The organism is Stenotrophomonas aracearum (genome assembly GCF_031834615.1).
Taxonomy (GTDB): Bacteria; Pseudomonadota; Gammaproteobacteria; order Xanthomonadales; family Xanthomonadaceae; genus Stenotrophomonas; species Stenotrophomonas aracearum.
In genome coordinates this window covers 3,499,941-3,522,757 of record NZ_CP115543.1, presented here as the reverse complement: position 1 = coordinate 3,522,757, position 22,817 = coordinate 3,499,941, and the positions used below count along the sequence as shown (strand labels likewise).

The window sequence follows — 22,817 nt, the reverse complement described above, 5'->3', positions numbered from 1 at the left end:
TCGCTTCTTACGCGGCCAGCGTCGCCATGTCGATGACGAAGCGATAGCGCACGTCGTTCTTCGCCATGCGCTCCCAGGCTTCGTTGACGGTTTTGATGTCGATCACTTCCACGTCGCTGACGATGTTGTGCTCGGCGCAGAAGTCCATCATTTCCTGTGTTTCGGCCATGCCGCCGATCGCCGAACCGGTGATGTGCTTGCGGCCGAACATCACGCTGGCGCCCATCAGCGGCGGATCCAGTTCGGTCAGCACGCCCACCAGGCACATGGTGGCGTCACGCTTGAGCAGCGACATGTACGGGTTGGTGTCGTGGCTGACCGGAATGGTGTTGAGCAGGAAGTCGAAGCTGCCGGCGTGGGCCTTCATCTGCGCCGGGTCGCGCGAGACCAGCACCTCGTCAGCGCCCAGGCGCTTGGCATCCGCGCCCTTTTCCGGGGTGGTGGTGATCATTACCACGGTGGCGCCCATCGCCTTTGCGAACTTCACGCCCATGTGGCCGAGGCCACCCAGGCCGATCACGCCGACCTTCTGGCCGGGGCCGACCTTCCAGTGGCGCAGCGGCGAATAGGTGGTGATGCCGGCGCACAGCAGCGGTGCGGCGGCCTTGAGGTCCAGCTTTTCAGAGACCTTCACCACGAAGCGCTGCTCGACCACGATGTGGTCCGAATAGCCGCCGAAAGTCGGCTGGCCGCTGTCGCGCTCGGTGCTGTTGTAGGTGAACGTGGCACCGTTGTGGCAGTACTGCTCCAGGTCCTGGTCGCAGGCTTCGCAGTGGCGGCAGGAGTCGACCATGCAGCCGACACCGGCGAAGTCGCCGACCTTCAGCCCGGTCACGCCGGCACCGACTTCGGTGACGCGGCCGATGATTTCATGGCCCGGCACCATCGGGAACTTCGAACCGCCCCAATCGTCACGGGCTTGGTGCAGGTCGGAATGGCAGATGCCGCTGTAGAGGATCTGGATGCGGACATCGCCGGCACCCACCGGGCGGCGTTCGAAGGAGAACGGCACCAGCGGCGCGGTCTGGTCGTGCACCGCATAGCCATGGGCAAGGGACATGGGGGTATCCTGGGATTTATGGAAAGGCGCTTTACAATACGCCCCGATCGGAGGGGTATACAGTCCGGATATCGGCATGATTCATCAAGGCAGACTGCACAATCGTGGCCACTGACAACCTCACCCACCTGGCTGCCTTTGCCGCCGTGGCGCGCCACCGCAGTTTCCGCCGCGCCGGCGCCGAGCTGGCGCTTTCCACCTCGGCGGTGAGCTATGCGATCCGCGCGCTGGAAGAGCGCCTCGGCGTAGGGCTGTTCCACCGCACCACCCGCAGCGTGGCCCTGACCGAGGCCGGCCAGCGCCTGCTCGACCGGCTGCAGCCGGCGCTGGGCCAGGTGCACGACGCGCTGGAGGAGATGAACCACTTCCGCGCGGCGCCGGCCGGGCTGCTGCGCATCAATGCCACCCGCGCCGCCGTGCACACGCAGCTCGGCCCGCGCCTGGCCAGTTTCCTGCGCGCGCACCCGGACGTGCGGCTGGAAGTGGCGCAGGACGATGGTCTGGTGGACATCGTGGCCGAAGGCTATGACGCCGGCGTGCGCCTGCATGAGTTCGTGCCCGAAGACATGGTGGCGGTGCCGTTGGGGCCGCCGCTGCGCGGCCTGATCGTGGCTTCGCCAGCGTACCTGCGCGACCGCGGCGTTCCGCAGCATCCGCGCGAGCTGGTCGACCACGAATGCGTGCGCTTCCGCTTCGCCAGCGGGCATCTGTACAAATGGCAGTTCGAGCGCGAGGGGCAGGCGCTGGATATCGACGTGCCGGGGCGACTGACGCTGGGCGATCAGCACACCATCCTGCAGGCGGTCCTGGATGGACTGGGCCTGGCGTACGTGCTGGAGGATGCGGCGCGGCCCTGCCTGGAAGACGGTCGCCTGGTGGCGGTGCTGCAGGACTGGAGCGAGCCGTTCGCCGGCTGGGTGCTGTACTACCCGCGCCAGCGCCAGATGTCCTCGGCGCTGCGCGCGTTCGTTGACATGCTGCGCGACGGCTACGCGTCGCAGATCTCGTCGTAGCCGCGCCCCAGGAACTGCAGCAGGCAGAAGCCGTGGCCGAACGGATCGGCGAGCAGGGCGATGCGGCCCCAGGCGTGGGTGGCCGGTGCCTTCTCCACGCGTGCACCCACGGCGACCGCGCGCGCCAGCGCGGCATCCAGGTCGTGCACCACCCAGTCCAGGTGCACCGGCGTCCAGTGCCGGCGGTAATCGCGGCGGTCGCGCACCTGCGGCGTGGCCGCGCTGCCGGCGGGCTTCACCAGCAGGTAGATCGGGGCAGGGCCGCCGAGCAGTTCCACGCCATCGGCGCCGAAGCGCCTTCCGGCACGCAGCTCGAAGGCGCGCGTGTAGAACGACAGCGCGGCATCGAGATCGTCGACGTCGATGTTGACCAGGAAGTCCATGCGCGCACGATACCCCACCCTTTGGGGCTACGTAGATTTACTGCCGCCTTCCGCACGAATTCATCTTTCAAATCGACGACAACGGAGTAACCATGGCGTCACCGGGCGGACCCCGAGGTTGCGGTCCGAGACCGGCTTACCCGGAGATCCACCATGTCGCTCTCCCTGCCGTTCCGCAGCACCGCCATCGCTCTCTGCGCCTCCGTCACCGGCGTGCTCGCGTTCGCACCGAACGCCCATGCGGTGGAACCGCTGGATACTTTCAGCGCGCACATCAGCGGTTACATCACTTCGTTCGATACCGAGATCCGCGCTGATGGTGAAGGCCGGCGCGGCACCGACATCGACCTGCACCGCGACCTGGGCCTGGGCGACGACAACCTCATCGCCAACGTCGGGTTTACCTGGCGCCCGTGGGAGAACCACGAGTTCGCCGTGTCCTATTACACCCAGAGCGCCGACGCCACGCGCACCATCGAGCGCGACATCGAGTTCGACGGGACGCTGTACGAAGCGTCGAGCCGGATCCGCACCGACGTTGACGTCGACGCGTACGAGGCGTCCTACACCTGGTGGGCGGCCAACAGGGACCAATGGGCACTGGGCCCCCGCGTCGGCCTGATCTGGTACCGCATGGAACTGGGCATCGACCTGGACGTGGACGTGGGTGGCAACCAGGGCGGCGCGTCCGCGAAGAGCAACGTGTCGGCCGATGTACCTGCGCCGATGATCGGCGGTGGCTGGCGCTGGACCCCGCTGGACGACTGGCGCCTGTCCGCCGATGTCGGCTACTTCACCATCAGCGTCGACGATATCGACGGCGACATCTACTTCGGGCGTGCGGGCGTGGAGTGGTTCCCGTGGGAACGCGCCGGCTTCAGCCTGGACTACACCTACACCCGGATCGAAGCGGACGCCGACAAGACCAGCTTCACCGGCAACGTGAACTTCACCGACGCCGGGTTGCGACTGGGCTTCGTCTATCGCTTCTGATCGGCCGGTTCGCCCCACCGGCAGTTAAATCGATCTAAACTCAACCCTCATCGACCAGTTCGGGAGGGCAGGGCATGACGTTTCGCAGCACGCTGATCGCCGCGGCAGTGGTGGCAGCCGTTTCATTCGGGGCCGCAGCGGCCCCCGCGGTACCGGCCGCCGCGCCGGCCATGTCGGGCAATCCGATCCTGCCGGGCTGGTACGCCGACCCGGAAGCGGCGGTGTTCAACAACCAGTACTGGATATTCCCCACCAGTTCGCGCGAGTACGCCGACCAGACCTCGTTCGACGCGTTTTCCTCGTCGGACCTGGTGACCTGGAAAAAGCACCCCGACGTGCTGAAGATGGAAGCGGTCTCGTGGGTGCGTGAGGCGATGTGGGCGCCTTCGGTGGTCGAGAAGGACGGCAAGTACTACTTCTTCTTCTCCGCCAATGACATCAAGAACGACCAGGAGCTCGGCGGCATCGGCGTTGCCGTGGCCGACAAGCCCGAAGGCCCATACAGAGACCTGCTAGGCAAGCCGCTGGTCGGCGCGTTCCACAACGGCGCGCAGCCAATCGACCAGTTCGTGTTCAAGGACGACGATGGGAGCTGGTACATGCTCTATGGCGGTTGGAAGCACGCCAATATCGTGCGGCTGAAAGATGACTTCACCGGCGTGCTGCCGTTCGCCGACGGCACCGTGTTCAAGGAGATCACCCCCGCGCCGGAGTATGTGGAAGGCTCGCTGATGTTCAAGCGCGACGGCCGCTATTACTTCATGTGGTCCGAAGGCGGCTGGGGCGGCCCGGACTACTCGGTCGCATACGCGATCGCCGACGCGCCGACCGGGCCATTCAAGCGCATCGGACGCATCCTGCAGCAGGACCCGGCCATCGCCACCAGCGCCGGCCACCATTCGGTGATCCATGCCCCGGGCAGCGACAACTGGTACATCGTCTACCACCGCCGTCCGTTGGGCGACAAGGCGCGCGACCACCGGGTCACCGCCATCGAGCGCATGTCCTTCGACGCGCAGGGACATGTCCTCCCGGTCAGGATCACCCATGAAGGCGTTCCGGCCGATCCGATGCCCTGATATGTGACCCAAGGCCAATATCCCCCGGGGGCGGGTTGTGGCACAGTCGGCCCCGGGGCTTGCCCGCTCCAACAGGCAGCGTCCTTCTCGGGGGGATCGCCGCGGCCTGGCAACCGGCGCATGCAGGACCTTCCTCCCGATCACGGCGACGCCCATGCCGCTGCTGAGGTTCAAGGATTTCGAGGCCTATTCGGACGCCTTCGCCGGGGTGGACGGGATCCTGCGCGCGCTGTCGCCCAACCAGGGCGAGTGGATCCTGCATATGCTGGACGCGGGCGAGGTTACCGCCTCGCTGGGCCGCGACGGTGGGACCGGCGTGTACCACGGTCTCAATCATGTTGACCGCTACCTTGCCTACATGGCGCTGCCCGGCAGCGATACGGCCATGCAGGGCCAGGACACCTCCGACGATATGTTTGTCTGGTTTCCGCCGCGTGCCGAGATCCACGGGCACACGCGGAAGATATCGCGCTTCATGGGGCTGAGCATGGACGCAGCCGCCGTGGTGCAGCGCGCACGCGAGGTGGCCGGGTTGTTCGATGAGCATGTCGCGCGTACGCACGTCGTCAGCATCGGGCGCTTGGAAGTTGCCGAGATCGTCAAGCTGGTGACGCGTGCGCTGATGATCGACCTGGAAGATCCAACGCTGTTCCAGGCGCCCAGCGTACGCAAGGCCTTCAGCGGACAGGTCATCCACGCGTTGCTGCGCTGCATGGTGCTGGACAATCCCGAGGCGGTACGGCGTTCGCGCGGGCGTCCGCCGGTGCCGCGCAACGAGATCATCCGGCGCAGCCTCGACCACATCCACAAGGCCATCCGCGGCGACGCGGTGATCGGCGACCTGGTGCTCAGTGCCGGCACCTCGCAGCGCTCGTTGAACCGCGCCTTCGACGAAGCCTTCGGCATGGGTCCGCAGCAGTACTACATGCTCGAGCGCCTGCATGTGATCCGCAAGGCGCTGCGCGAAGCCCGGCCCGGCGACACCGTCACCAGCATCTGCAGCCAGTTCGGCGTCTGGGACCAAGGCCGATTCGCCGGCATGTACCACCGCACCTTCGGCCTGTTGCCGTCCGTAGAGCTGGCCGCAGCCCTCGCCCGGTAGTGCCACGCCCTGCGTGGCAACCACGCACCCCCATCACCGTTCCTCAACCACCCTCCACCACCCCCAACACCGCCCGCACCCGCGTCGCCAGCGTCTCCACGCTGAAGGGCTTGCCGATCACCTGCACCCCCGGTTCGATCACCCCGTCGCGTTCCAGCGCATTGCGGCTGTAGCCGGTGGTGAACAGCACTTTCAGATCGGGTCGACGACGCAGCGCCTCATCGGCCAGCTCGCGGCCGTTGACCTCGGGCATCACCACGTCGGTGAACAGCAGCGCGATGTCGGGGTGGCCGTCCAGCAGCGCCAGGGCGGGTGCCGCGCCTTCGGCCGACAGCACGTCGTAGCCCAACGCGGTGAGGGCATCCACCGAGAACTGGCGCACGGCCGGTTCGTCCTCCACCACCAGCACAAGCTCGCGCCCTTCATCGGGCAGTGCCGACTCGACCGCCACCGGGGCATCCACCACGGCCGCATCGGCAACCAGACGCGGCAGGTACAGTTTTACGGTTGTGCCTTCGCCAATGGTCGAGCAAAGCTTCACGTGTCCAGCGGACTGCTTTACGAAGCCGTACACCTGCGACAGTCCCAGTCCCGTACCCTGGCCGACCTGTTTGGTGGTGAAGAAGGGATCGAACGCCTTGGCGATGACGTCCTGCGACATGCCGACGCCATCATCCGCCACGGTGACGAGGATGTAATCGCCGCGCGGGATGCCCGGGTGGAGGTCGGTACTGGCGACGTCAACCGGGCAGTTGGACGTCTGCACTGCCAGATGGCCACCGGAGGGCATCGCATCGCGGGCGTTGACCACCAGGTTGAGAATCACGCTTTCCAGCTGGTTGGCATCGGCGAACGTCAGCCACAGGTCGGAGGCCAGGGAGGTTTCCAGTCGGATGTTGCTGCCAAGCGAATGCACGAACAGGTCGGACATGCCCGCGACGAGCCGGTTGGCATCCACCGGCACCGGCTGAAGCGGCTGCTGCCGGGAGAACGCGAGCAGTCGTTGGGTCAGCTGGGCGGCACGGTTGGCGCCATCGATGGCCATGTCGATGTAGCGGGTAACCAGCGGGTCGGTCTCTCCCAGGCGCATCGCGAGCAGGTCGAGCGGACCGATCACGGCTGCCAGCATGTTGTTGAAGTCGTGCGCGATGCCGCCGGTCAGCTGGCCCACCGCCTCCATCTTCTGGCTCTGGCGCAATGCCTCTTCCACCCGGGTGCGTTCGGCCACCTCTTCGGCTACGCGACTTTCCAGGTGCTCGTTCAATTCCTGCAGGCGGGCTTCAGCCTGCTTGCGGGCCGTGACCTCGATCGCGACCCCGACCACGCGCACGCAGCGGTCATCTTCGAAATGGCCCCGCCCGGTGGCTGCAACCCACCGCACCACGCCGTCTTCCTTGCCGATGGTGCGGTACTCGACGTCGTACACCGCACGCAGCACAGGGTCGGCAGCGGCAGCGAACGCAGCGCTGGTGGCCTCCCGGTCCAGCGGATGCAGCCCGTTGTAGAAATCTTCCATCGCAACTTCGACCCCGGCCGAGATACCGAACATGGCCTTGGTGCGCGGTGGCCAGATCAGCACGTTGTGTACCAGGTCCACGTCCCAGAACCCCATGTCGCCCGCATCGGTGGCGAAGCGCAGGCGCTCTTCGCTTTCGGCCAGTGCAGCCTCGGCGGTCCTGCGTGCGGTCAGGTCGAGCATCGCACCGATCATGCGCAGCGGCTCGCCGCGTGGGCCCCGCAGCACCGTGCCACGGTCCAGCACGGAGGCGTAGCTGCCGTCGGCACGGCGGAAACGGTACTCGCCGTACCAGGCGCTGCCATCGCCGTCGATCACCTGGTGGATATCGGCATCGATCCGGGCACGGTCATCCGGGTGGATGTGGTCCAGCCACCATTGCGCATCGGTTTCCATCAGGACGTGGCCGAACAGCGCCCCCAACGCTTCGTTCCAGACCACCTGGCCATCGGCCATGCGCCAGTCCCAGATCGCGTCGTTGGTGGCGCGCGCTGCCAGCCGGTAGCGTTCCTCGATTTCGTGGTGGCGGGCTTCCGCGGCCTTGCGTTCGGTGATGTCCAGCGAGGTGCCGATCAGGCCCACCACGTTCCCGTCGGCATCGCGCAATGGGGCCTTGGTCGACAGCCAGTGCGCATGCCTGCCATCGGGGAAGCTCACCGTCTCCTCCAGCTGCTCGGACCGGCCGCTGGACATGATGCGTTCGTCGGCGGCCATCACCGCAGCAGCCTGCACCGGATCATTCAGCAGTTCGGCGTCGGTGCGCCCGACATATTTTTCCGGCGGCACACCGATCAGCTCAGTCGTGCCATGGTTGCCGATCAGGAGACGGCCCTGGCGGTCCTTGGCATACACCACGCCCGGTGCGGCTTCGACGAATGAGCGCAGCAGTGTCTGGGCCTGGTCGCGTTCGGTCTCGATCTGGCGACGCTCGTCGATGTCGATCAACACGCCCTGGAACCCGAGTGGTCGCCCGTCCGGTGCCAGGTCGACGCGGCCGATCGCTTCCAGCCAGCGGTACTGACCTTCGGTATTGCGGGCGCGGTACTGGTGCGAATAGCGCCCGCCGCGTGCCATGGCGTCGTTGATCGCTTCCACCAGCCCGTCATGGTCTTCCGGGTGCACCGAACGCAGGATCTGCTGCAGCGGCAGTTCGTGCTGGGTGGCGCCCGCTTCCAGGCCGAAGGCCTGCACAAGACCATCGTCCACCGTGACCCGGTCGTTGGCCACGTCCCAGAACCAGGTACCTACGATGGCGCCTGCCGCCATCGCCATTTTCACGCGCTCGGTGTCGCGCCGGCTGTGCTTGTCGGGTGGGTCCGTCAGGTTCAAGGCGGTCTCGCGGGCGAAGGGCGGGCAGGACCCGCTAGATTATCCGAAGGTGCCTGACGGCCATGAACACGCCTTGACGGGACGCGGCCAGGCAGCTGAATGCTTCATCCCGGATCGCCCAGTGCTGCACGCCGGGCACGGAACACTTCGGGTGTCTGCGGCTTCACGAACAGCGCCACCAGCTCCGGGTACTCCGCCTTCACCGCCTGCTCGATCCGGGTAATGCAGGCCTCGATCTGCGGGGTGGTGCGGTCGTCCTCGAACTCCGCGCTGAGCATGGCCACCACCTGCTCCGGTCCCATCTGCATGGTGGTCACGCCGTTGGCGTTGCGCAGGTCGGGGTCCGTATTGGCCACCGCCAGGATGCGCCGGGCGACACTGGGGTGGGCGGGTTCGCCGACCAGCAGCCCCTTGGTCTCGCGCGCCAACAGGAACGCGGTGACCGCCAGCACGCCGGCAATGCACAGCGAGGCCACGCCATCCAACTCGGGCATGTCGAACCATTGTGCCGCGGCCAGGCCGGCTGCGGCGAAGGCCAGGCCGAGCAGGGCGGCGCTGTCTTCCAGCAACACGGTGAAGGTGGCGGGATCCTTGCTGCGCCGGAACGCCTCGAAGTAGCCCATGGTGCCCTTGGTGGCGCGGAATTCGCGCAATGCCACCCACCATGAAACGCCCTCGAACACGAAGGCGATGCCCAGCACCGTGTAGCTCAGTGCGTGGTTGGTGGCCGGCTCGGGGTTGCGGATATGCAGCACGCCCTCATACGCAGATACGCCAGCGCCGGCCGCGAACACCAGCAGCGCGACGATGAAGCTCCAGAAGTACAGTTCGCGCCCGTAACCAAACGGGTGCACGGTGTCCGGTTTCTTGTCGGCCCGGTGCAGCCCGTACAGGAGCAGCACTTCATTGAGCGTGTCTACCAGCGAATGGACGCCTTCGCTGAGCATCGCCGAGCTGCCGGAGATGCCGGCCGCAATGAACTTGGCGATGGCGATGCACAGGTTGCCGACAAGGGCGGCGTATACAACCAGGCGCGAACCGGATGGCTTGGCCATGTGACTCAGGAGCGGAGCGTTACCACCGGGGTACGACTGTGCATCCGGGCGAGCTCGGCGCGCGGCGCAGCGGGCAGGGCACTGGCGTCCAGCCGCGCGTGGCTGATCGCCTGGTGCGAGCCGCAGCTCTCACAGCGGAACAGGGCGCCCCCCGGCAGATGGATCAGCTGGCTGCCGCCACAGGACGAAGTGGTGCCGCATTGGCCGCAGCCCACGGTGAGGGCCAGGATGCGTTCGACGGCGCCGGCGGCGGTGTAGTTCGCCTCGAAGGCGCGGACAACGAAGGTAGGGGCGTCGGGCATCGTCGGTCCGCGAGGTGGTGGGGTGGAACGAGCATCCACGGTCCGCCGTGACGGCCTCGTGCAGCACCGGCGAGCCGGCCGTGTATACTATCCCCCAGTATAGTTCTCTGGTCGCGCTGCCGTGCCGCATTCCCCGGAAGAAAAGAAGAAGGTCCTGGCCCGCGTGCGCCGCATCCGCGGCCAGTGCGACGCGCTCGACCGCGCGCTGGAGGCCGGCGCCGCGTGCGGCCCGGTGCTGCAGCAGATCGCTGCGATCCGCGGGGCCGTCAACGGGCTGATGTCCGAAGTGATGGAAGCCCACCTGCGCGAGGAATTCGGCCAGCCGGCCCAGTCCGACGACCAGCGCGCCGAGCGCGTGCGCGACATGAGCGCGCTGATCCGTTCCTACCTGAAATAAGCATCCTGTTCCCTGTATTGGAGTATTCCCGATGAAATCCCGTGCCGCTGTTGCCTTCGCCGCTGGCGAACCGCTGAAGATCGTCGAGATCGACGTTGCCCCGCCGCAGAAGGGCGAAGTGCTGGTGCGCATCACCCACACCGGCGTCTGCCATACCGACGCCTTCACCCTGTCCGGCGACGATCCGGAAGGCCTGTTCCCGGCCGTGCTCGGCCATGAGGGTGCCGGCATCGTGGTGGAAGTGGGCGAGGGCGTGACCAGCGTCAAGCCGGGCGACCACGTGATTCCGCTGTACACCGCCGAGTGCGGCGAGTGCCTGTTCTGTACCTCGGGCAAGACCAACCTGTGCGTGGCGGTGCGCGCCACCCAGGGCAAGGGCGTGATGCCCGATGGCACCACCCGCTTCAGCTACAACGGCCAGCCGATCTACCACTACATGGGCTGCTCCACCTTCAGCGAATACACCGTGGTCGCCGAAGTCTCGCTGGCCAAGATCAACCCGGAGGCCAACCCGGAACACGTGTGCCTGCTGGGCTGCGGCGTGACCACCGGCATCGGCGCGGTGCACAACACCGCCAAGGTGCAGGAAGGCGATTCGGTGGCCGTGTTCGGGCTCGGCGGCATCGGCCTGGCGGTGATCCAGGGCGCGCGCCAGGCCAAGGCCGGCCGCATCTTCGCGATCGACACCAACCCGTCCAAGTTCGAGCTGGCCAAACAGTTCGGCGCCACCGACTGCATCAACCCGAAGGACTTCGACAAGCCGATCCAGCAGGTCATCGTCGAGCAGACCACCTGGGGCGTGGACCACACCTTCGAGTGCATCGGCAACGTCAACGTGATGCGTGCGGCGCTGGAATGCGCGCACCGCGGCTGGGGCCAGTCGGTGATCATCGGCGTGGCCGGTTCGGGCCAGGAGATCTCCACCCGGCCGTTCCAGCTGGTCACCGGGCGGTCGTGGAAAGGCACCGCGTTCGGTGGCGTCAAGGGGCGCAGCCAGCTGCCGGGCATGGTCGAAGACGCGATGAAGGGCGACATCGAGCTGGCACCGTTCGTCACCCACACCATGGAACTGGAACAGATCAACGACGCCTTCGACGTGATGCATGAAGGCAAGTCGATCCGTTCGGTCGTCCACTACTGATCCCGGCGGAGCCTTCCATGGAACGCATTGAACACCGCGCCGCCTTCGGCGGCTGGCAGGACGTGTACCAGCACCGCTCGGCGGTGCTGGGCTGCGAGATGAAGGTGGCGGTATACCTGCCGCCGCAGGCCACCACGCAGAAACTGCCGGTGCTGTACTGGCTGAGCGGGCTGACCTGCACCGAGCAGAACTTCATCACCAAGGCCGGTGCGCAGCGCTATGCCGCCGAGCACGGGGTGATCCTGGTCGCGCCGGATACCAGCCCGCGCGGTGACGATGTGGCCGACGCGGAAGGCTACGACCTGGGCAAGGGGGCGGGGTTCTACCTCAATGCCACCGAGCAGCCATGGGCGGCGCATTACCGCATGTATGACTACATCGTGGATGAGCTGCCGGGGCTGATCGAAGCGCACCTGCCGGCGACCGATGCACGCAGCATCAGCGGGCACTCGATGGGCGGGCATGGCGCGCTGCTGATCGCGCTGCGCAACCCGGGGCGCTACCGCAGCGTCTCGGCGTTCTCCCCGATCGTGGCCCCGACCCGGGTGCCGTGGGGGCAGAAGGCGTTCTCGGCGTACCTGGGCGAAGATCGCGCCGGCTGGGCGCAGTGGGATGCGAGTGAGCTGGTGGCCGCGGCGGCGGAGAAGTTGCCGCTGCTGGTCGACCAGGGCGGTGGGGATGAGTTCCTGGACAGCCAGCTGCAGCCGCAGTGGCTTCAGGCGGCGTGTACGGCAGCGGGGCATCCGCTGCAGCTGCGACTGCAGCCTGGGTATGACCACAGTTATTACTTCATCAGCAGCTTCATTGGTGAGCACATCGCGTATCACGCCAAGGCGTTGTACGGCTGATCAATCGTCCATTTCTTCCGCGGCTTCACGACCCTGCTGGCGAATCAACGCTTCTTCCCGCGCGTCATTGATCGCATGGCGCACACTATCGAGGTCGATGGTCGATTCGTCATGCACGAACGTGCCGGTCAGTTCGCTGTCCGGCCGCAGGTCGCCGGCCTCGAACAGCGCCCACATTTCCTCGCCATACCAGGTGTCCAGCAGCTCCGGCGCCGAACGCCCCAGGTAGGCGGTCAGGTTGTTCACATCGCGCAGCAGCATGCTGCGCGCGGCGTTGTTGCCACCGGCGCTGACCACCTGCGGGAAATCGATCACCACCGGGCCGTCCGGGCCCACCAGCACGTTGTACGGCGACAGGTCGCCGTGGATCAGGCCGCAGCACAGCATCAGCACCACCTGCCGCACCAGGATCTGGTGGAACTCACGGGCCTGGTCCGGCTCCAGCTCCACTTCGCCCAAGCGCGCGGCGGAGAACCCTTCGGCATCGGTCACCAGTTCCATCACCAGTACGCCGTGGAAATAGCCGTACGGCACCGGCACGCGCACCCCGGCATCGCGCAGCTGGTACAGCGCGTCCACTTCGGTGTTCTTCCAGGCCGTTTCCTGCTGCTTGCGGCCGTACTTGCTGGCCTTGCCCACGGCGCGCGCCTCGCGGCTGCCCCGCACCTTGCGGCCTTCCTGGTACTGCGTGCGCTGCTGGAAGCTGCGCTGCGCCATGTCCTTGTAGACCTTCGCGCAGCGCACATCGTCGCCGCTGCGCACCACGTACACGGCTGCTTCCTTGCCGCTCTTCAGCGGCCGCAGCACCTCGTCGATGACGCCGTCTTCGATCAGCGCCTGCAGGCTTTCGGGGGTCTTCACGTAGTCTCGGTCAGGGGGCGGCGCCAGGACGCCGGCCAGCAAGGAAAGGGGCGGCGATTCTCGCACCTTCGCGGCGGCCGGGCCAATCGCCGGGGCCCGGCCGGTTCAGCCAGGGCCCATGGGCGCGGGTTCAGGGCAGGGCCTGGGTGCCGCGCAGGACCGGGTAGGGGTTGAGCGATTCGCCCTTCCACCACTGCTTTTCCGGACCCAGGCGGTGGATCTCGAAGTGCAGGTGCGGGGCGTCGGGGCTGGCGTTGCCGGTGTGGCCGACGTAGCCGATCACCTCGCCGCGCTTGATCGTTTTCTTCTCGGCCAACCCGTCGGCGTAGCGCTGCAGATGGGCGTAGTAGTAGCAGTACTTGCCGCTGGGCTCGAACTGGTAGACGGTCAGGCCGCCGCGCTCGCTGTCGAACAGTTTTTCCACCGTGCCGTCGGCCACCGCCAGCACCGGGGTGCCCTCGGCAGCGAGGATATCGATGGCGTCATGCACCCGGCCTTCGCTGCGCGCATCGGTGAACGTGTCCTGCAGCTGCGCGGCGGTGATGCCCTGCACGGGAAGCAGCAGCGCCGACGGCGCTACGGCGTTGGCGGGGGCTGCGGCCACATCGGCGGTCCCGGGCGCGGGTGTGGTCCCGGCCCCGGTAGAGCCAGGCCCTGCCTGGCTGCTTTTCGGCGCATCAGGGGTCACCGCCAGCCGGGCAGGGCCCGGCTCTACCGGGTGGGGGTCCGGGGCTACGGCAAGCCGGGCAGAGCCCGGCTCTACCGGCGGGGTGGGTTCCGACGCCACGGGCACCCCCGAGGTAGCGCCGGGCTCTGCCCGGCCGCCTGCAACCTCGGACGACGTACCGGTGTCCGAAGCCAGCAACCACCACCCGGCCACCCCGATCACCACGCCCAGCGCCAGCAGTCGAGTCAGCATCGTCGTTTACTCCTGCATGATGACGGGCACCGACGCGTCCACCGCGTCGGCGACCCGAAGGGCATCCCAGTTGGTCATGCGCACGCAGCCGTGCGATTCAGTCTTGCCCACGTGGCCCGGCTCCGGCGTACCGTGCAGGCCGTAATGCGGTTTGGAAATATCAATCCACACCGGACCCACGGGATTGTTCGGACCCGGCGGAATCGTCGCCTTTTTATCGCCCTTCTTCGCATCCCAGAACAGCTTCGGGTTGTAGTGGAACGGCGGATCGCGCGAGATGCCCAGGATCTTCCACTCGCCGATCGGCAGGGGATCGTGCTGGCTCCCCGAAGACACCGGCACCTGCGCGTACACCTTGCCCTGCGCGTCGTACAGGCGCAGGGTCGAATCAGACTTGTCGATCACCAGCTTGGCCGCCTTGGGCAACGCAGTCGGGGCGATGTTCGGCACCTGGATCTGGCTGCCGGCCTTGCCCAGGTCCACGCCCGGGTTGAGGGTCTGCAGCAGCTTGGGATCGGCATGGAACCGCTCGCCCAGCGACTCGGCGACCGAGGCATAGCCCAGCGCTGTCATCTTCGCCTGGTCGGCAGGCTTCTTCGGCACCGGCAGGAACGGCCCGGCCACGTCTTCCGCAGTCAGCGTGTAGGTCGCCAGCGGCCCCGCAGTGTCCGGCTGCAACGCCTGCCAGGTGGCATCGTCCAGCTCACCGCTGACCTTCAGCCCCTTCGCGGCCTGGAATCCCGCCACCGCGCGCTTCTGGTTCGAGCCCAGCACGCCATCGATCTGCCCGGGCGAGAACTGCGCGCGATCCAGCAGGACCTGCGCGTGCAGGTCCGAGCGGACACCGGTGGCAAGCGGGGCGTCTTCTGCAATGGGGGCGGGAAGCGTGGCTGGGGCCTGCGCCATCACCGGCGAAGCGGCAGCGAGGGCCAGGGCAAGCAGGGAAACAGAAGCAGGCAGTCGCAGCAGCATCGGATAATCCGGAATGGGTTCGTCCCCACCATGCCGGAGCGCGCTGCGCAGGTCCCGTGAAATGCCTGACGGCAAGCTGACCGTCAGGCGGTGACGCCTCAACGAACGTCGCGCAGTTCCCAATGATGGCCGGCGAGCAGGCGGAGGCGCTGCTTGAGCACGTCGCTGTCGATGTTGGTGGTGACCACCAGATTGACGCGCAGGTCCTTCTGCTCACCGGTTACGGTGGCCCCCGGGTCGGTTGCCCCCCACTGCGCTTCCACCGCATCCGGGTCCGGCTGCTTGGCGCGCCAGCGCTCGAACAACGCGGTGCTGCTCAACGCATCCTGAAGCTCTTCGGCGAAGCCGCCGGCGCTCTGGGAATGGAAGGAAAGATCGGGATCGTTGCCGCGGGCCTTGGTCGGGTCCGGCAGGCTGATGTAGTACTGCGACATGGTGGCCTCCGTTGAATGCGGGAAAGAGTCGCAGAAGCCGGGTGCATCCGGCGTGCAGAAACGGCCGGCGTGGCGGACCTTCGCAGGGAAGGTCCGGCCGCCCTTCTCAGGCAGTAAAGGTATGCGGCTCGTCGGCAAACCCGACCGTCACCGCGCCCTTGCCCACGTTGACCATGCCGGTCAGGCTCATCACCGTCTCGTACAGCTCCACCCCGTGCGCCTTGCAGGTCTCGCGCAGGCCGGCGTAGCCCGTCAGGGTCTGCAGGTCGGCCAGTTCACCGCCATAGCTCACGCAGACGGTCGGCGAGAGAAGCCCGGCGCGGACCCGCTGGCCGACGAACTCGAACAGCTTCTGCACGGCGTTGTCGAAGCCCTTGATCTTGGCCACCGGCCCGGTTTCGCCACGGAAGCCATGCAGCACCGGCTTGATGTCCAGCGCGCTGCCGAGCGCGGCGCTGATCAGGCCCACGCTGCGGTCGCCCTTGTGGCGGGCACGCGCGCGCAGGTAGTACAGGTCGCGGGTGACCATGTAGCCGTGCACGTTCTGCGACAGCTGCTCCAGCCGCTCGCGGATCTGCTGCACGCCGGCACCGCTGTCGCGCAGGCGCACCGCTTCCACCGCGGTGATGCCCTGGGCGGCGAACAGGTTCTGGGTGTCCAGCACGCGCAGCGCGAACGGCGAGTTGTAGCCGGCCGCCTGGCGCACCGGCTTGTAGTCGTTGAGGATCGCGAAGCTGGCCTGCATCGCGTTGTCGTAGATCGGGCTGCGGGTCTTGGTGATCGTCATGCAGAACACATGGTCGTAATCGATCACCAGCTTGCCCAGGAACAGGTCGCGGATCTGCGCGACGCTGAAGGGAATGGTTTCGGCCTCGGCGCCGTTCTCGGCAACGTGGGCATGCAGGAAACTCAAGGTCGCCTGCTCGTCGCGGTGGTCGGCCAGCACGGCCTCGCCAATCCGGACGGTAATGGGCAGCACCACGATGTTGTGTTGCTGGATGAAGTCCTGCGGTAGATCACAGGCAGAGTCGACCACGATTCCGATGCGCATCCTGTTTGCCCCCTCCAGGCAGGGTGTCCGTTCGAAAATGTGAAAGCTATCTCAAAACGCGTCCGCTTACCTGACCGCGCGGGTCAGCTTCGGCGATGCCGGATTCTGCCCGGCATCGCCACCCCACCTTAGCGCGAGTATGCCCGCGGTTCGCTCCCCGCCGGCGCCGCATAGCGGTCGCGCAGCTCGGTCTGGCGCGAGCGCATCGGCATGGCCCGGCCACCCAGCCAGACCTGCTCGGCATAGTGGCCCACGTCCAGCGGGTCGCCTTCCCACAGCACCAGGTCGGCCAGCTTGCCCGGCTCGATGCTGCCCACCTTGTCGCCCACCCCCAGCGCCTGTGCCGGCACCCGGGTCAGCCCGGCCAGGCCGTCCTGCCAGGGCAGGCCGTTGGCCACTGCGTTGCCGGCCAGCTGGCGCATCTTGCGGGCGTTGTGCGAGGGGTCGTCGCGCTGGGTGAAGCTGACCGGCACGCCGGCGGCGTGCAGGCGCGCGGCGTTTTCCAGCGTGGCGCCGAGCTGGTCGAAGCTGGCCGGAAGGTTGCCCAGCGCATCGACGAACACCGGCACCCCGGCCTGCGCCAGCTGCGGGGCCACCCGCCAGGCTTCAGCGCCGCCGGCGATGGCGATCTTCACCTTCTCGCGCGCGGCCCAGCGCAGCAGCTGGCGGATGTCGGCGGCGCGGTCCACTTCGACCACCAGGCGTCCCTGGCCGGCCAGGTAGCGGGCCAGCGTGGCGCGCCCGGCCGGCGTGAGCAGGGCATGCGGCGAATCGACCGGGACCCGGCCGCGCGCTTCGCTCACCATCTGCTCCAGCAGCATCCACTGCGCGGCGCGCGAGTTGCCGGTGAGTTCGGCGGCCGAAGAGCCCAGCCGCAGGTACAGCGCCAGCGGCCCGATCGGGTCGGCACTGCCGTCCAGCCGCATCACCCCGCCCTGGCCGGCGACGAAGCCGCCGCCGCTGTTCGCACCCAGCGCGGTAAAGCCGATGCCGTCCAGCCGCGCCACCGGAATCAGCACCGAGGACGGGTTGTAGGCCAGGGTCACATCGAACTCCGGACGCAGCGGCTGGTCTTCCAGCTTCAACGTGCTGTCCACCGTGGTCGACTCGCCGGACACCTCTTCGATGCCGATGTCGGTGATGCCGCCGAACAGCGCCGGGGTCAGCGGGCGGCCGTTGGCCTCCACCACGGTCACCCCGGCCGGCGCGGCCAAGCCGGTGCCGACCGCGCGGATCACCCCGCCCTGGACCAGCACGTCGCTGTGCTCCAGGCTGCCACGCGCGGTGGCGGTATGCACCGTGGCATTGCGGACCAGCAGGTCCTGTGCCCAGCTGGCCGGTGCCGCCGCCAGCAGCGCCAGCGCCAGCAGTGAAGCCTTCGAACGCGCGCTCATGGGCGGGCCTCCTGGCCGAGCATGAAGTCCGACAGCGGCTGCCGGGGTGCGTCCTGGCGGTCGTACACCTGGTGGCCGTCGATATAGACCTTCTCGGCCAGTGCGTAGGAACTGAAGGGACTGCCGTTCCAGATCACCACGTCGCCCATCTTGCCCACCTCCAGGCTACCGGTCTGTTGCTCGATGCCCATCGATTTTGCCGGGTTCATGGTCAGCCAGGCGATGGCGTGTTCGGGCGTGATCGGCATGCCCGCACGACGCGCGTTGGCGATCACCTTGGCCGCTTCCTGGTTGAGGCGCTGGATGCCCTCGGGCGAATCGGAGTGCACGATCGCGCAGCTGTTGGCCGGGCGGTCGACCAGCGCGATGTTGTCCTGGATGCCGTCGAAGGCTTCCATCTTGAAGCCCCACCAGTCGGCCCACAGCGCACCGCACACGCCTTCAGCCGCCAGCCGGTCGGACAGCTTGTAGGCCTCGGTGGCGTGGTGGAACGCGGCGACCTTGAAGCCGAATTCCTTGGCCAGGTCGAGCATGGTGGCCATTTCATCGGCGCGGTAGCAGTGGATATGCACGCGGATGTCGCCGTCGATCACCCCGGCCAGCGTGTCCAGCTTGAGATCGCGCTTGCCGCCGCTGTCGCCGGCGCTGTCGCCCTTGTCGCTGCCGCTGAACCAGCGCTTCTTCTTGACCGTCTTCGGCGAGTTCTTGGCGAGGTATTCGCTGGCGTCGATGAAGGCTGCGCGGTACCCGGCCACGCTGCCCATGCGGGTCTGCGGTGCCACGCCCTTGCCGCTGCCGTACACGCGCTTTGGGTTCTCGCCGCAGGCCATCTTCATGCCCCACGGCGCGCCGGGGAACTTCATCGCCTGGTAGGTGGTGGCCGGCACGTTCTTCAACGTCACCCCACGCCCGCCGACCAGATTGGCCGAGCCGGGCAGGATCTGCAGCGAGGTCACCCCGCCGGCCAGCGCGGCCGCAAAGCCGGGGTCCTGCGGCCATACCGAGTGTTCGGCCCAGACGTTGGCGGTGACCGGTGCGGTCATTTCATTGCCGTCGGCATGCGCGCCCACGCTGGGGCTGGGGTACACGCCCAGGTGCGAGTGCACGTCGATGATGCCGGGGGTGACCCACTTGCCGCTGGCGTCCACCTGCACCGCGCCGGCCGGGGCTTCCAGCGCGGTGCCCAGCGCGGCGACGCGGCCGTCGCGCAGCAGCAGGTCGGTGCGTTCCAGGCGCTGCCCGGTGCCGGTGAGCACGGTGGCATTGCGGATCAGCACCGGGGCCGAAGGAATCGGCGCGTAGGTGCTGGGGTAGGGGTCCTGGGTGAAGCGCGATGCGGCCGGCGCCGAGGGCGCGGCCAGTGCAAACAACGCCAGGCCCAGCCCGACGGTCAATCGTGTACGCATGTTGTCCCCGATGCAGCGTGAAAGATCGTTCCGCGACGCTAGCCGCTGGGCGAGGCGTTGCCAAGTGACCAAGCGCACGGTGCGACCGTTTCCGGCTTGCTTATTCGTTCAAGCCCATGACAATTGGCCCACGAATACAGAGGCGGAACGGAACCGGGCAATGAAGAACAAGCAGGAAATCGTCGAAAACTGGCTGCCGCGCTACACCGGCGTGCCCTTGGACCAGTTCGGCCCGCACGTGCTGCTGACCAACTTCAGTGGCTACCTGCACGTGTTTTCCCACCTCACCGGCGCGCCGGTGCAGGGCCTGGACCGGCCGATGGCGAGCGTGACCCACGACGGCATCACGCTCATCAACTTCGGCATGGGCAGCCCCAACGCGGCCATCGTGATGGACCTGCTCTCAGCGGTGATGCCCAAGGCGGTGCTATTCCTGGGCAAGTGCGGGGGGCTGAAGCGCAAGAACCAGCTGGGCGACCTGATCCTGCCGATCGCCGCGATCCGCGGTGAGGGCACCTCCAGCGACTATCTGCCGCCGGAAGTGCCGGCGCTGCCGGCCTTCGCGCTGCAGCGGGCGGTGTCCACCACCATCCGCGACCTCGGCCACGACTACTGGACCGGCACCGTCTACACCACCAACCGGCGGGTCTGGGAGCACGACGAAGCGTTCAAGGAGCGGCTGCGGCTGATGCGCTGCATGGCCATCGACATGGAAACGGCCACCCTGTTCGCGGCCGGTTTCGCCAACCACATCCCGATCGGGGCGCTGCTGCTGGTCTCGGACCAGCCGATGATCCCGGACGGGGTCAAGACCGAGGCGTCGGACGCCAAGGTCAGCTCGCAGTTCGTCGAAAACCATATCCAGATCGGCATCGAGGCGCTTAAGCTTATACGGCGCAACGGCAAGTCGGTCCGACACCTGCGCTTTGACGAGTGATGGCATTGGCAGGGGTGGACGCCGGGATGGCGCGCCGCCCGCAGGGGCAGTGAATGGACGTGGCGGCAAACATCGTGGAGTTCTGGCGCGACGCGGGACCGGAGAAATGGTTCGCGCGCGATGACGCGTTCGATGCGCGTTTCCGCGAGATGTTCCAGGAGGAGCACTTCGCGGCGGCAAAGCGTGCGCGTGAGCATTGGCTGGCCACGTCCGAGGGCGCGCTGGCGCTGATGATCCTGCTCGACCAGTTCCCCCGCAACTGCTTCCGCGACACCGCCCATTCCTACGCCACCGACGGGCTGGCCCGCCACTACGCCATGCGCGCGGTGGAAGAGGGGCTGGACCTGGAACTGGTGCCGAAGCTGCGCGCTTTCATCTACCTGCCGTTCGAACATTCGGAAGATCCGCAGGACCAGGAGCGGTCCGTGGCGATGTTCGATGTGCTCGGCGACAAGGAGTACCTGCAGTACGCCGAGCTGCACCGCGACATCATCCGGCGCTTCGGGCGGTTTCCGCATCGGAATGCGGTGCTTGGGCGGATGCCTACGGCGGAGGAACTGGATTTCCTGGCTGAGGGTGGGTTTGCCGGCTGATTCGTTGGCGCGTTGACACGCATGGCGTGTCACTACGCTGCGGCGGATCGCCCAAAAAAAACGCCGGCATTGCCGGCGTTTTTTCTTATTCCGATTTCGCGATCAGTACTTCGGCACGCTGTTGTCCACCGTATCCGACCAGGCGTCGATACCGCCGGTGATGTTGTAGACCTTGCTGAAGCCCAGCGCACGGAACTGCTCTGCGGCCTGCGCGCTGCGGCCACCGTGGTGGCACAGGAAGGCCAGCGGGGTGTCCTTGGGCAGGGCTTCCAGGCGGGCGCGGTTGTCGCCGTCGAAGGTTTCGAACGCACCGTCGATGGCGGCGATGGCGCGCTCGTCGGCCGGGCGCACGTCCACGATGGTCACGCTGCCGGCGCGGCGCTGGTCGTCGGCGTCGCGCACGGACAGCTCCTGCACGGCCTTCGGTGCGTTCGGGTTGTCGATGGCCAGGCCCTTGCCGCGGATGTCGTCCACCCAGTCGATGGTGATGCCTTCGGCGCGGCGCGCGCTGGCCAGGTCGAACTGCACGCGCAGGCCGTTGGATTCGGCGGCAATGGCGTTGTCGTCGTGCGGGGCCAGCTGGAAGTTCGGCTGGAACTGCGCGTCGATGCCCAGCTGCAGTGCCGCGCCCGGGGCGTCGGCCAGCGCGCCGCGCAGCATTTCCACCGCAGCCGGGGTCACGGTGATGCGCGGCGGGGTGCGGTCCGGCGCGGCCAGGCCGAGCACGCTGCTCAGCTCCCCGCTGCTGGCCATCTGCAGGATGATGTCGCTGCCGCCGACCAGTTCGCCTTCGATGTAGAGCTGCGGGATGGTCGGCCAGTCGCCGTAGGCCTTGATGCCTTCGCGGATCTCGGCGTCGGCCAGCACGTTGACGTGGGCGAACTCCACGCCCAGGTCCTGCAGCGCGCCCACGGCCTTGGCCGAGAACCCGCACTGCGGCATGGTCGGCTGGCCCTTCATGAACAGCACGACGCGGTTGGCGGTGAGGATGGATTCAATGCGCGAGCGCAGGGCGGGATCAAGGGACATGGCGGTCGGGGTCCGGAGTTTCGAACCGCTCATTCTACGCCGCATGGCATCATGGGGCATGACTGTCCCGGAAACGTTGCATCGCATTCCCCGCCGCCCGTGGCGCTGGCTGCCCTGGCTGGTGGTGTCCCAGCTGGCCGTGGCGCTGGCTTGGTGGGCCTGGGGCTGGGCCGTCGGCCTGCCGCTGATGGTGGCCTCGCACGCGCTGTTCATGGTGCCGGTGTTCCTGCCCAACAGCCGCTTCTATGCACCGGTACTGAGCCGCCTGCCCGGGCCGGCGCCGCACGTATGGCTGACCCTCGATGACGGCCCTTCGGCCGAGACCCCGGCGGTGCTGGACCTGCTCGACCGCTACCAGGCCAAGGCCACCTTCTTCATGGTCGGCGAGCGCGCCGCCGCCCAGCCGGCACTGGTGCGCCAGGTGCTGGCGCGTGGCCACGACCTGGGCAACCACAGCCACAGCCACCCGCAGACCCGGTTCTGGCGGTTGGGCCCGGCGACGATGGCCGACGAAATCGCCCGCTGCCAGCAGATCCTGACCGACATCGCCGGCAGCCCGCCGCGCTGGTACCGCTCGGTGGTAGGCATGACCAACCCGTTCGTGGCCCCAGCGCTGAAGCGCTGGGACCTGACCCGGGTCGGCTGGAGCGCGCGCGGCTTCGACGGTGTGGACTGCCAGCCGCAGCAGGTCATCGACCGTGTCGTGGCCGACCTGCGTTCCGGCGCGATCGTGCTGCTGCACGAAGGCGCCGCGCACGGTCACAACCTCGCGATCATTGAAGCGGTGTTGCAGGCGATGCAGAAGCGCGGTCTGCAGGCGGTGCTGCCGGATGCGCCTGCTCCCACTGCTGGTGAACCCAGCTCCCCAGCGACGCCTGCGCCCACAACAGCGTGATCGACAGGCCCAGCGCCAGTACGCCGGTGACCCGGCGGCGCTGGTGCTGCAGCGCGCTGCCGATGCCGAGCAGCAGGCCCACGATGGTCACGCCCAGGCTGACGAATA

The 22,817-nt window shown here is 67.4% G+C and carries 23 protein-coding genes; 10 read left to right on the top strand and 13 right to left on the bottom strand.

Translation table 11 applies throughout. From position 1 onward, the window contains the following. Nucleotides 1-7: 7 nt before the first annotated feature. Nucleotides 8-1,060, bottom strand: a complete 1,053-nt coding sequence (locus PDM28_RS15900) for an NAD(P)-dependent alcohol dehydrogenase (protein ID WP_102945073.1) — start codon at nucleotides 1,058-1,060, stop codon at nucleotides 8-10. A 104-nt stretch (nucleotides 1,061-1,164) separates the two neighbouring features. Here PDM28_RS15900 and PDM28_RS15895 point away from each other — a divergent pair, with 104 nt between their 5' ends. After that, complete coding sequence (locus tag PDM28_RS15895; protein ID WP_311182796.1) at nucleotides 1,165-2,073, top strand: LysR family transcriptional regulator; 909 nt, start codon at nucleotides 1,165-1,167, stop codon at nucleotides 2,071-2,073. On the opposite strand, the gene PDM28_RS15890 is transcribed toward PDM28_RS15895, so the two are convergent. Then, the gene (locus PDM28_RS15890; RefSeq protein WP_311182795.1) at nucleotides 2,049-2,456 is read right to left on the bottom strand and encodes a VOC family protein; all 408 of its coding nucleotides are present in this window, start codon (nucleotides 2,454-2,456) and stop codon (nucleotides 2,049-2,051) included. The two genes, PDM28_RS15895 and PDM28_RS15890, sit on opposite strands and share 25 nt — an antisense overlap. 153 nt (nucleotides 2,457-2,609) lie before the next feature. Between PDM28_RS15890 and PDM28_RS15885 the strand changes: the two genes are divergently transcribed. The 3 genes from PDM28_RS15885 (at nucleotide 2,610) to PDM28_RS15875 (ending at nucleotide 5,630) form a co-directional block, all read left to right on the top strand. Further along, nucleotides 2,610-3,449, top strand: a complete 840-nt coding sequence (locus PDM28_RS15885) for a hypothetical protein (protein ID WP_311182794.1) — start codon at nucleotides 2,610-2,612, stop codon at nucleotides 3,447-3,449. Nucleotides 3,450-3,523: 74 nt separating this feature from the next. After that, nucleotides 3,524-4,528 (top strand): glycoside hydrolase family 43 protein, encoded by a 1,005-nt coding sequence (locus PDM28_RS15880; protein ID WP_311182793.1) that lies wholly within the window; start codon nucleotides 3,524-3,526, stop codon nucleotides 4,526-4,528. A gap of 154 nt (nucleotides 4,529-4,682) precedes the next feature. Continuing rightward, on the top strand, nucleotides 4,683-5,630 hold the full coding sequence (locus tag PDM28_RS15875; RefSeq protein WP_311182792.1) for an AraC family transcriptional regulator: 948 nt from the start codon (nucleotides 4,683-4,685) through the stop codon (nucleotides 5,628-5,630). Between the two features lie 43 nt (nucleotides 5,631-5,673). On the opposite strand, the gene PDM28_RS15870 is transcribed toward PDM28_RS15875, so the two are convergent. From PDM28_RS15870 to PDM28_RS15860, 3 genes are all read right to left on the bottom strand, one after another. Then, on the bottom strand, nucleotides 5,674-8,475 hold the full coding sequence (locus PDM28_RS15870; RefSeq protein WP_311182791.1) for a PAS domain-containing protein: 2,802 nt from the start codon (nucleotides 8,473-8,475) through the stop codon (nucleotides 5,674-5,676). A gap of 104 nt (nucleotides 8,476-8,579) precedes the next feature. Then, complete coding sequence (locus PDM28_RS15865) at nucleotides 8,580-9,530, bottom strand: cation diffusion facilitator family transporter (RefSeq protein ID WP_311182790.1); 951 nt, start codon at nucleotides 9,528-9,530, stop codon at nucleotides 8,580-8,582. Between the two features lie 5 nt (nucleotides 9,531-9,535). After that, nucleotides 9,536-9,832, bottom strand: a complete 297-nt coding sequence (locus PDM28_RS15860; protein ID WP_253256678.1) for a hypothetical protein — start codon at nucleotides 9,830-9,832, stop codon at nucleotides 9,536-9,538. 121 nt (nucleotides 9,833-9,953) lie between these two features. Here PDM28_RS15860 and PDM28_RS15855 point away from each other — a divergent pair, with 121 nt between their 5' ends. Genes PDM28_RS15855 through fghA form a run of 3 tightly spaced genes read left to right on the top strand, consistent with a single transcriptional unit; the run spans nucleotide 9,954 to nucleotide 12,218 of the window. Further along, nucleotides 9,954-10,229 (top strand): metal/formaldehyde-sensitive transcriptional repressor, encoded by a 276-nt coding sequence (locus PDM28_RS15855; RefSeq protein ID WP_102945080.1) that lies wholly within the window; start codon nucleotides 9,954-9,956, stop codon nucleotides 10,227-10,229. A gap of 31 nt (nucleotides 10,230-10,260) precedes the next feature. After that, on the top strand, nucleotides 10,261-11,370 hold the full coding sequence (locus PDM28_RS15850) for an S-(hydroxymethyl)glutathione dehydrogenase/class III alcohol dehydrogenase (protein WP_311182789.1): 1,110 nt from the start codon (nucleotides 10,261-10,263) through the stop codon (nucleotides 11,368-11,370). Nucleotides 11,371-11,387: 17 nt separating this feature from the next. Next, nucleotides 11,388-12,218 carry an S-formylglutathione hydrolase gene (gene fghA / locus PDM28_RS15845; protein WP_311182788.1) on the top strand — a complete coding sequence of 277 codons (831 nt, stop codon included), beginning with the start codon at nucleotides 11,388-11,390 and terminating at the stop codon, nucleotides 12,216-12,218. Here fghA and PDM28_RS15840 read toward each other — a convergent pair whose 3' ends face one another. From PDM28_RS15840 to PDM28_RS15810, 7 genes are all read right to left on the bottom strand, one after another. Continuing rightward, the gene (locus PDM28_RS15840; protein WP_311182787.1) at nucleotides 12,219-13,079 is read right to left on the bottom strand and encodes a PA4780 family RIO1-like protein kinase; all 861 of its coding nucleotides are present in this window, start codon (nucleotides 13,077-13,079) and stop codon (nucleotides 12,219-12,221) included. Between the two features lie 130 nt (nucleotides 13,080-13,209). Beyond that, the gene (locus PDM28_RS15835) at nucleotides 13,210-13,998 is read right to left on the bottom strand and encodes a M23 family metallopeptidase (RefSeq protein ID WP_311182786.1); all 789 of its coding nucleotides are present in this window, start codon (nucleotides 13,996-13,998) and stop codon (nucleotides 13,210-13,212) included. A 6-nt stretch (nucleotides 13,999-14,004) separates the two neighbouring features. Further along, nucleotides 14,005-14,970 carry a L,D-transpeptidase family protein gene (locus tag PDM28_RS15830; RefSeq protein WP_311182785.1) on the bottom strand — a complete coding sequence of 322 codons (966 nt, stop codon included), beginning with the start codon at nucleotides 14,968-14,970 and terminating at the stop codon, nucleotides 14,005-14,007. Nucleotides 14,971-15,068: 98 nt separating this feature from the next. Continuing rightward, entirely contained in the window at nucleotides 15,069-15,404 is a 336-nt protein-coding gene (locus PDM28_RS15825; RefSeq protein ID WP_311182784.1) for a hypothetical protein, read from the bottom strand. Nucleotides 15,405-15,510: 106 nt separating this feature from the next. Further along, entirely contained in the window at nucleotides 15,511-16,455 is a 945-nt protein-coding gene (locus PDM28_RS15820) for a DegV family protein (protein WP_311182783.1), read from the bottom strand. A gap of 128 nt (nucleotides 16,456-16,583) precedes the next feature. After that, nucleotides 16,584-17,849: an amidohydrolase family protein gene (locus PDM28_RS15815; protein WP_311182782.1), complete on the bottom strand. Its 1,266-nt coding sequence runs from the start codon at nucleotides 17,847-17,849 to the stop codon at nucleotides 16,584-16,586. Continuing rightward, nucleotides 17,846-19,255 carry an amidohydrolase gene (locus PDM28_RS15810; RefSeq protein ID WP_311182781.1) on the bottom strand — a complete coding sequence of 470 codons (1,410 nt, stop codon included), beginning with the start codon at nucleotides 19,253-19,255 and terminating at the stop codon, nucleotides 17,846-17,848. Before PDM28_RS15810 ends, PDM28_RS15815 begins: the two co-directional genes overlap by 4 nt. A 160-nt stretch (nucleotides 19,256-19,415) precedes the next feature. On the opposite strand from PDM28_RS15810, the gene PDM28_RS15805 reads away from it, so the two are divergent. Further along, nucleotides 19,416-20,192, top strand: a complete 777-nt coding sequence (locus tag PDM28_RS15805; protein ID WP_102945089.1) for an AMP nucleosidase — start codon at nucleotides 19,416-19,418, stop codon at nucleotides 20,190-20,192. Between the two features lie 53 nt (nucleotides 20,193-20,245). After that, nucleotides 20,246-20,785 carry a DUF924 family protein gene (locus PDM28_RS15800; RefSeq protein WP_102945090.1) on the top strand — a complete coding sequence of 180 codons (540 nt, stop codon included), beginning with the start codon at nucleotides 20,246-20,248 and terminating at the stop codon, nucleotides 20,783-20,785. Between the two features lie 102 nt (nucleotides 20,786-20,887). Here the strand turns inward: PDM28_RS15800 and grxD are convergent, their stop codons facing one another. After that, nucleotides 20,888-21,814: a Grx4 family monothiol glutaredoxin gene (gene grxD, locus PDM28_RS15795; protein WP_311182780.1), complete on the bottom strand. Its 927-nt coding sequence runs from the start codon at nucleotides 21,812-21,814 to the stop codon at nucleotides 20,888-20,890. 58 nt (nucleotides 21,815-21,872) lie between these two features. Between grxD and PDM28_RS15790 the strand changes: the two genes are divergently transcribed. After that, nucleotides 21,873-22,709, top strand: coding sequence for a polysaccharide deacetylase family protein (locus PDM28_RS15790; RefSeq protein WP_311182779.1), 837 nt, complete (start codon nucleotides 21,873-21,875; stop codon nucleotides 22,707-22,709). Nucleotides 22,710-22,817 lie beyond the last annotated feature (108 nt).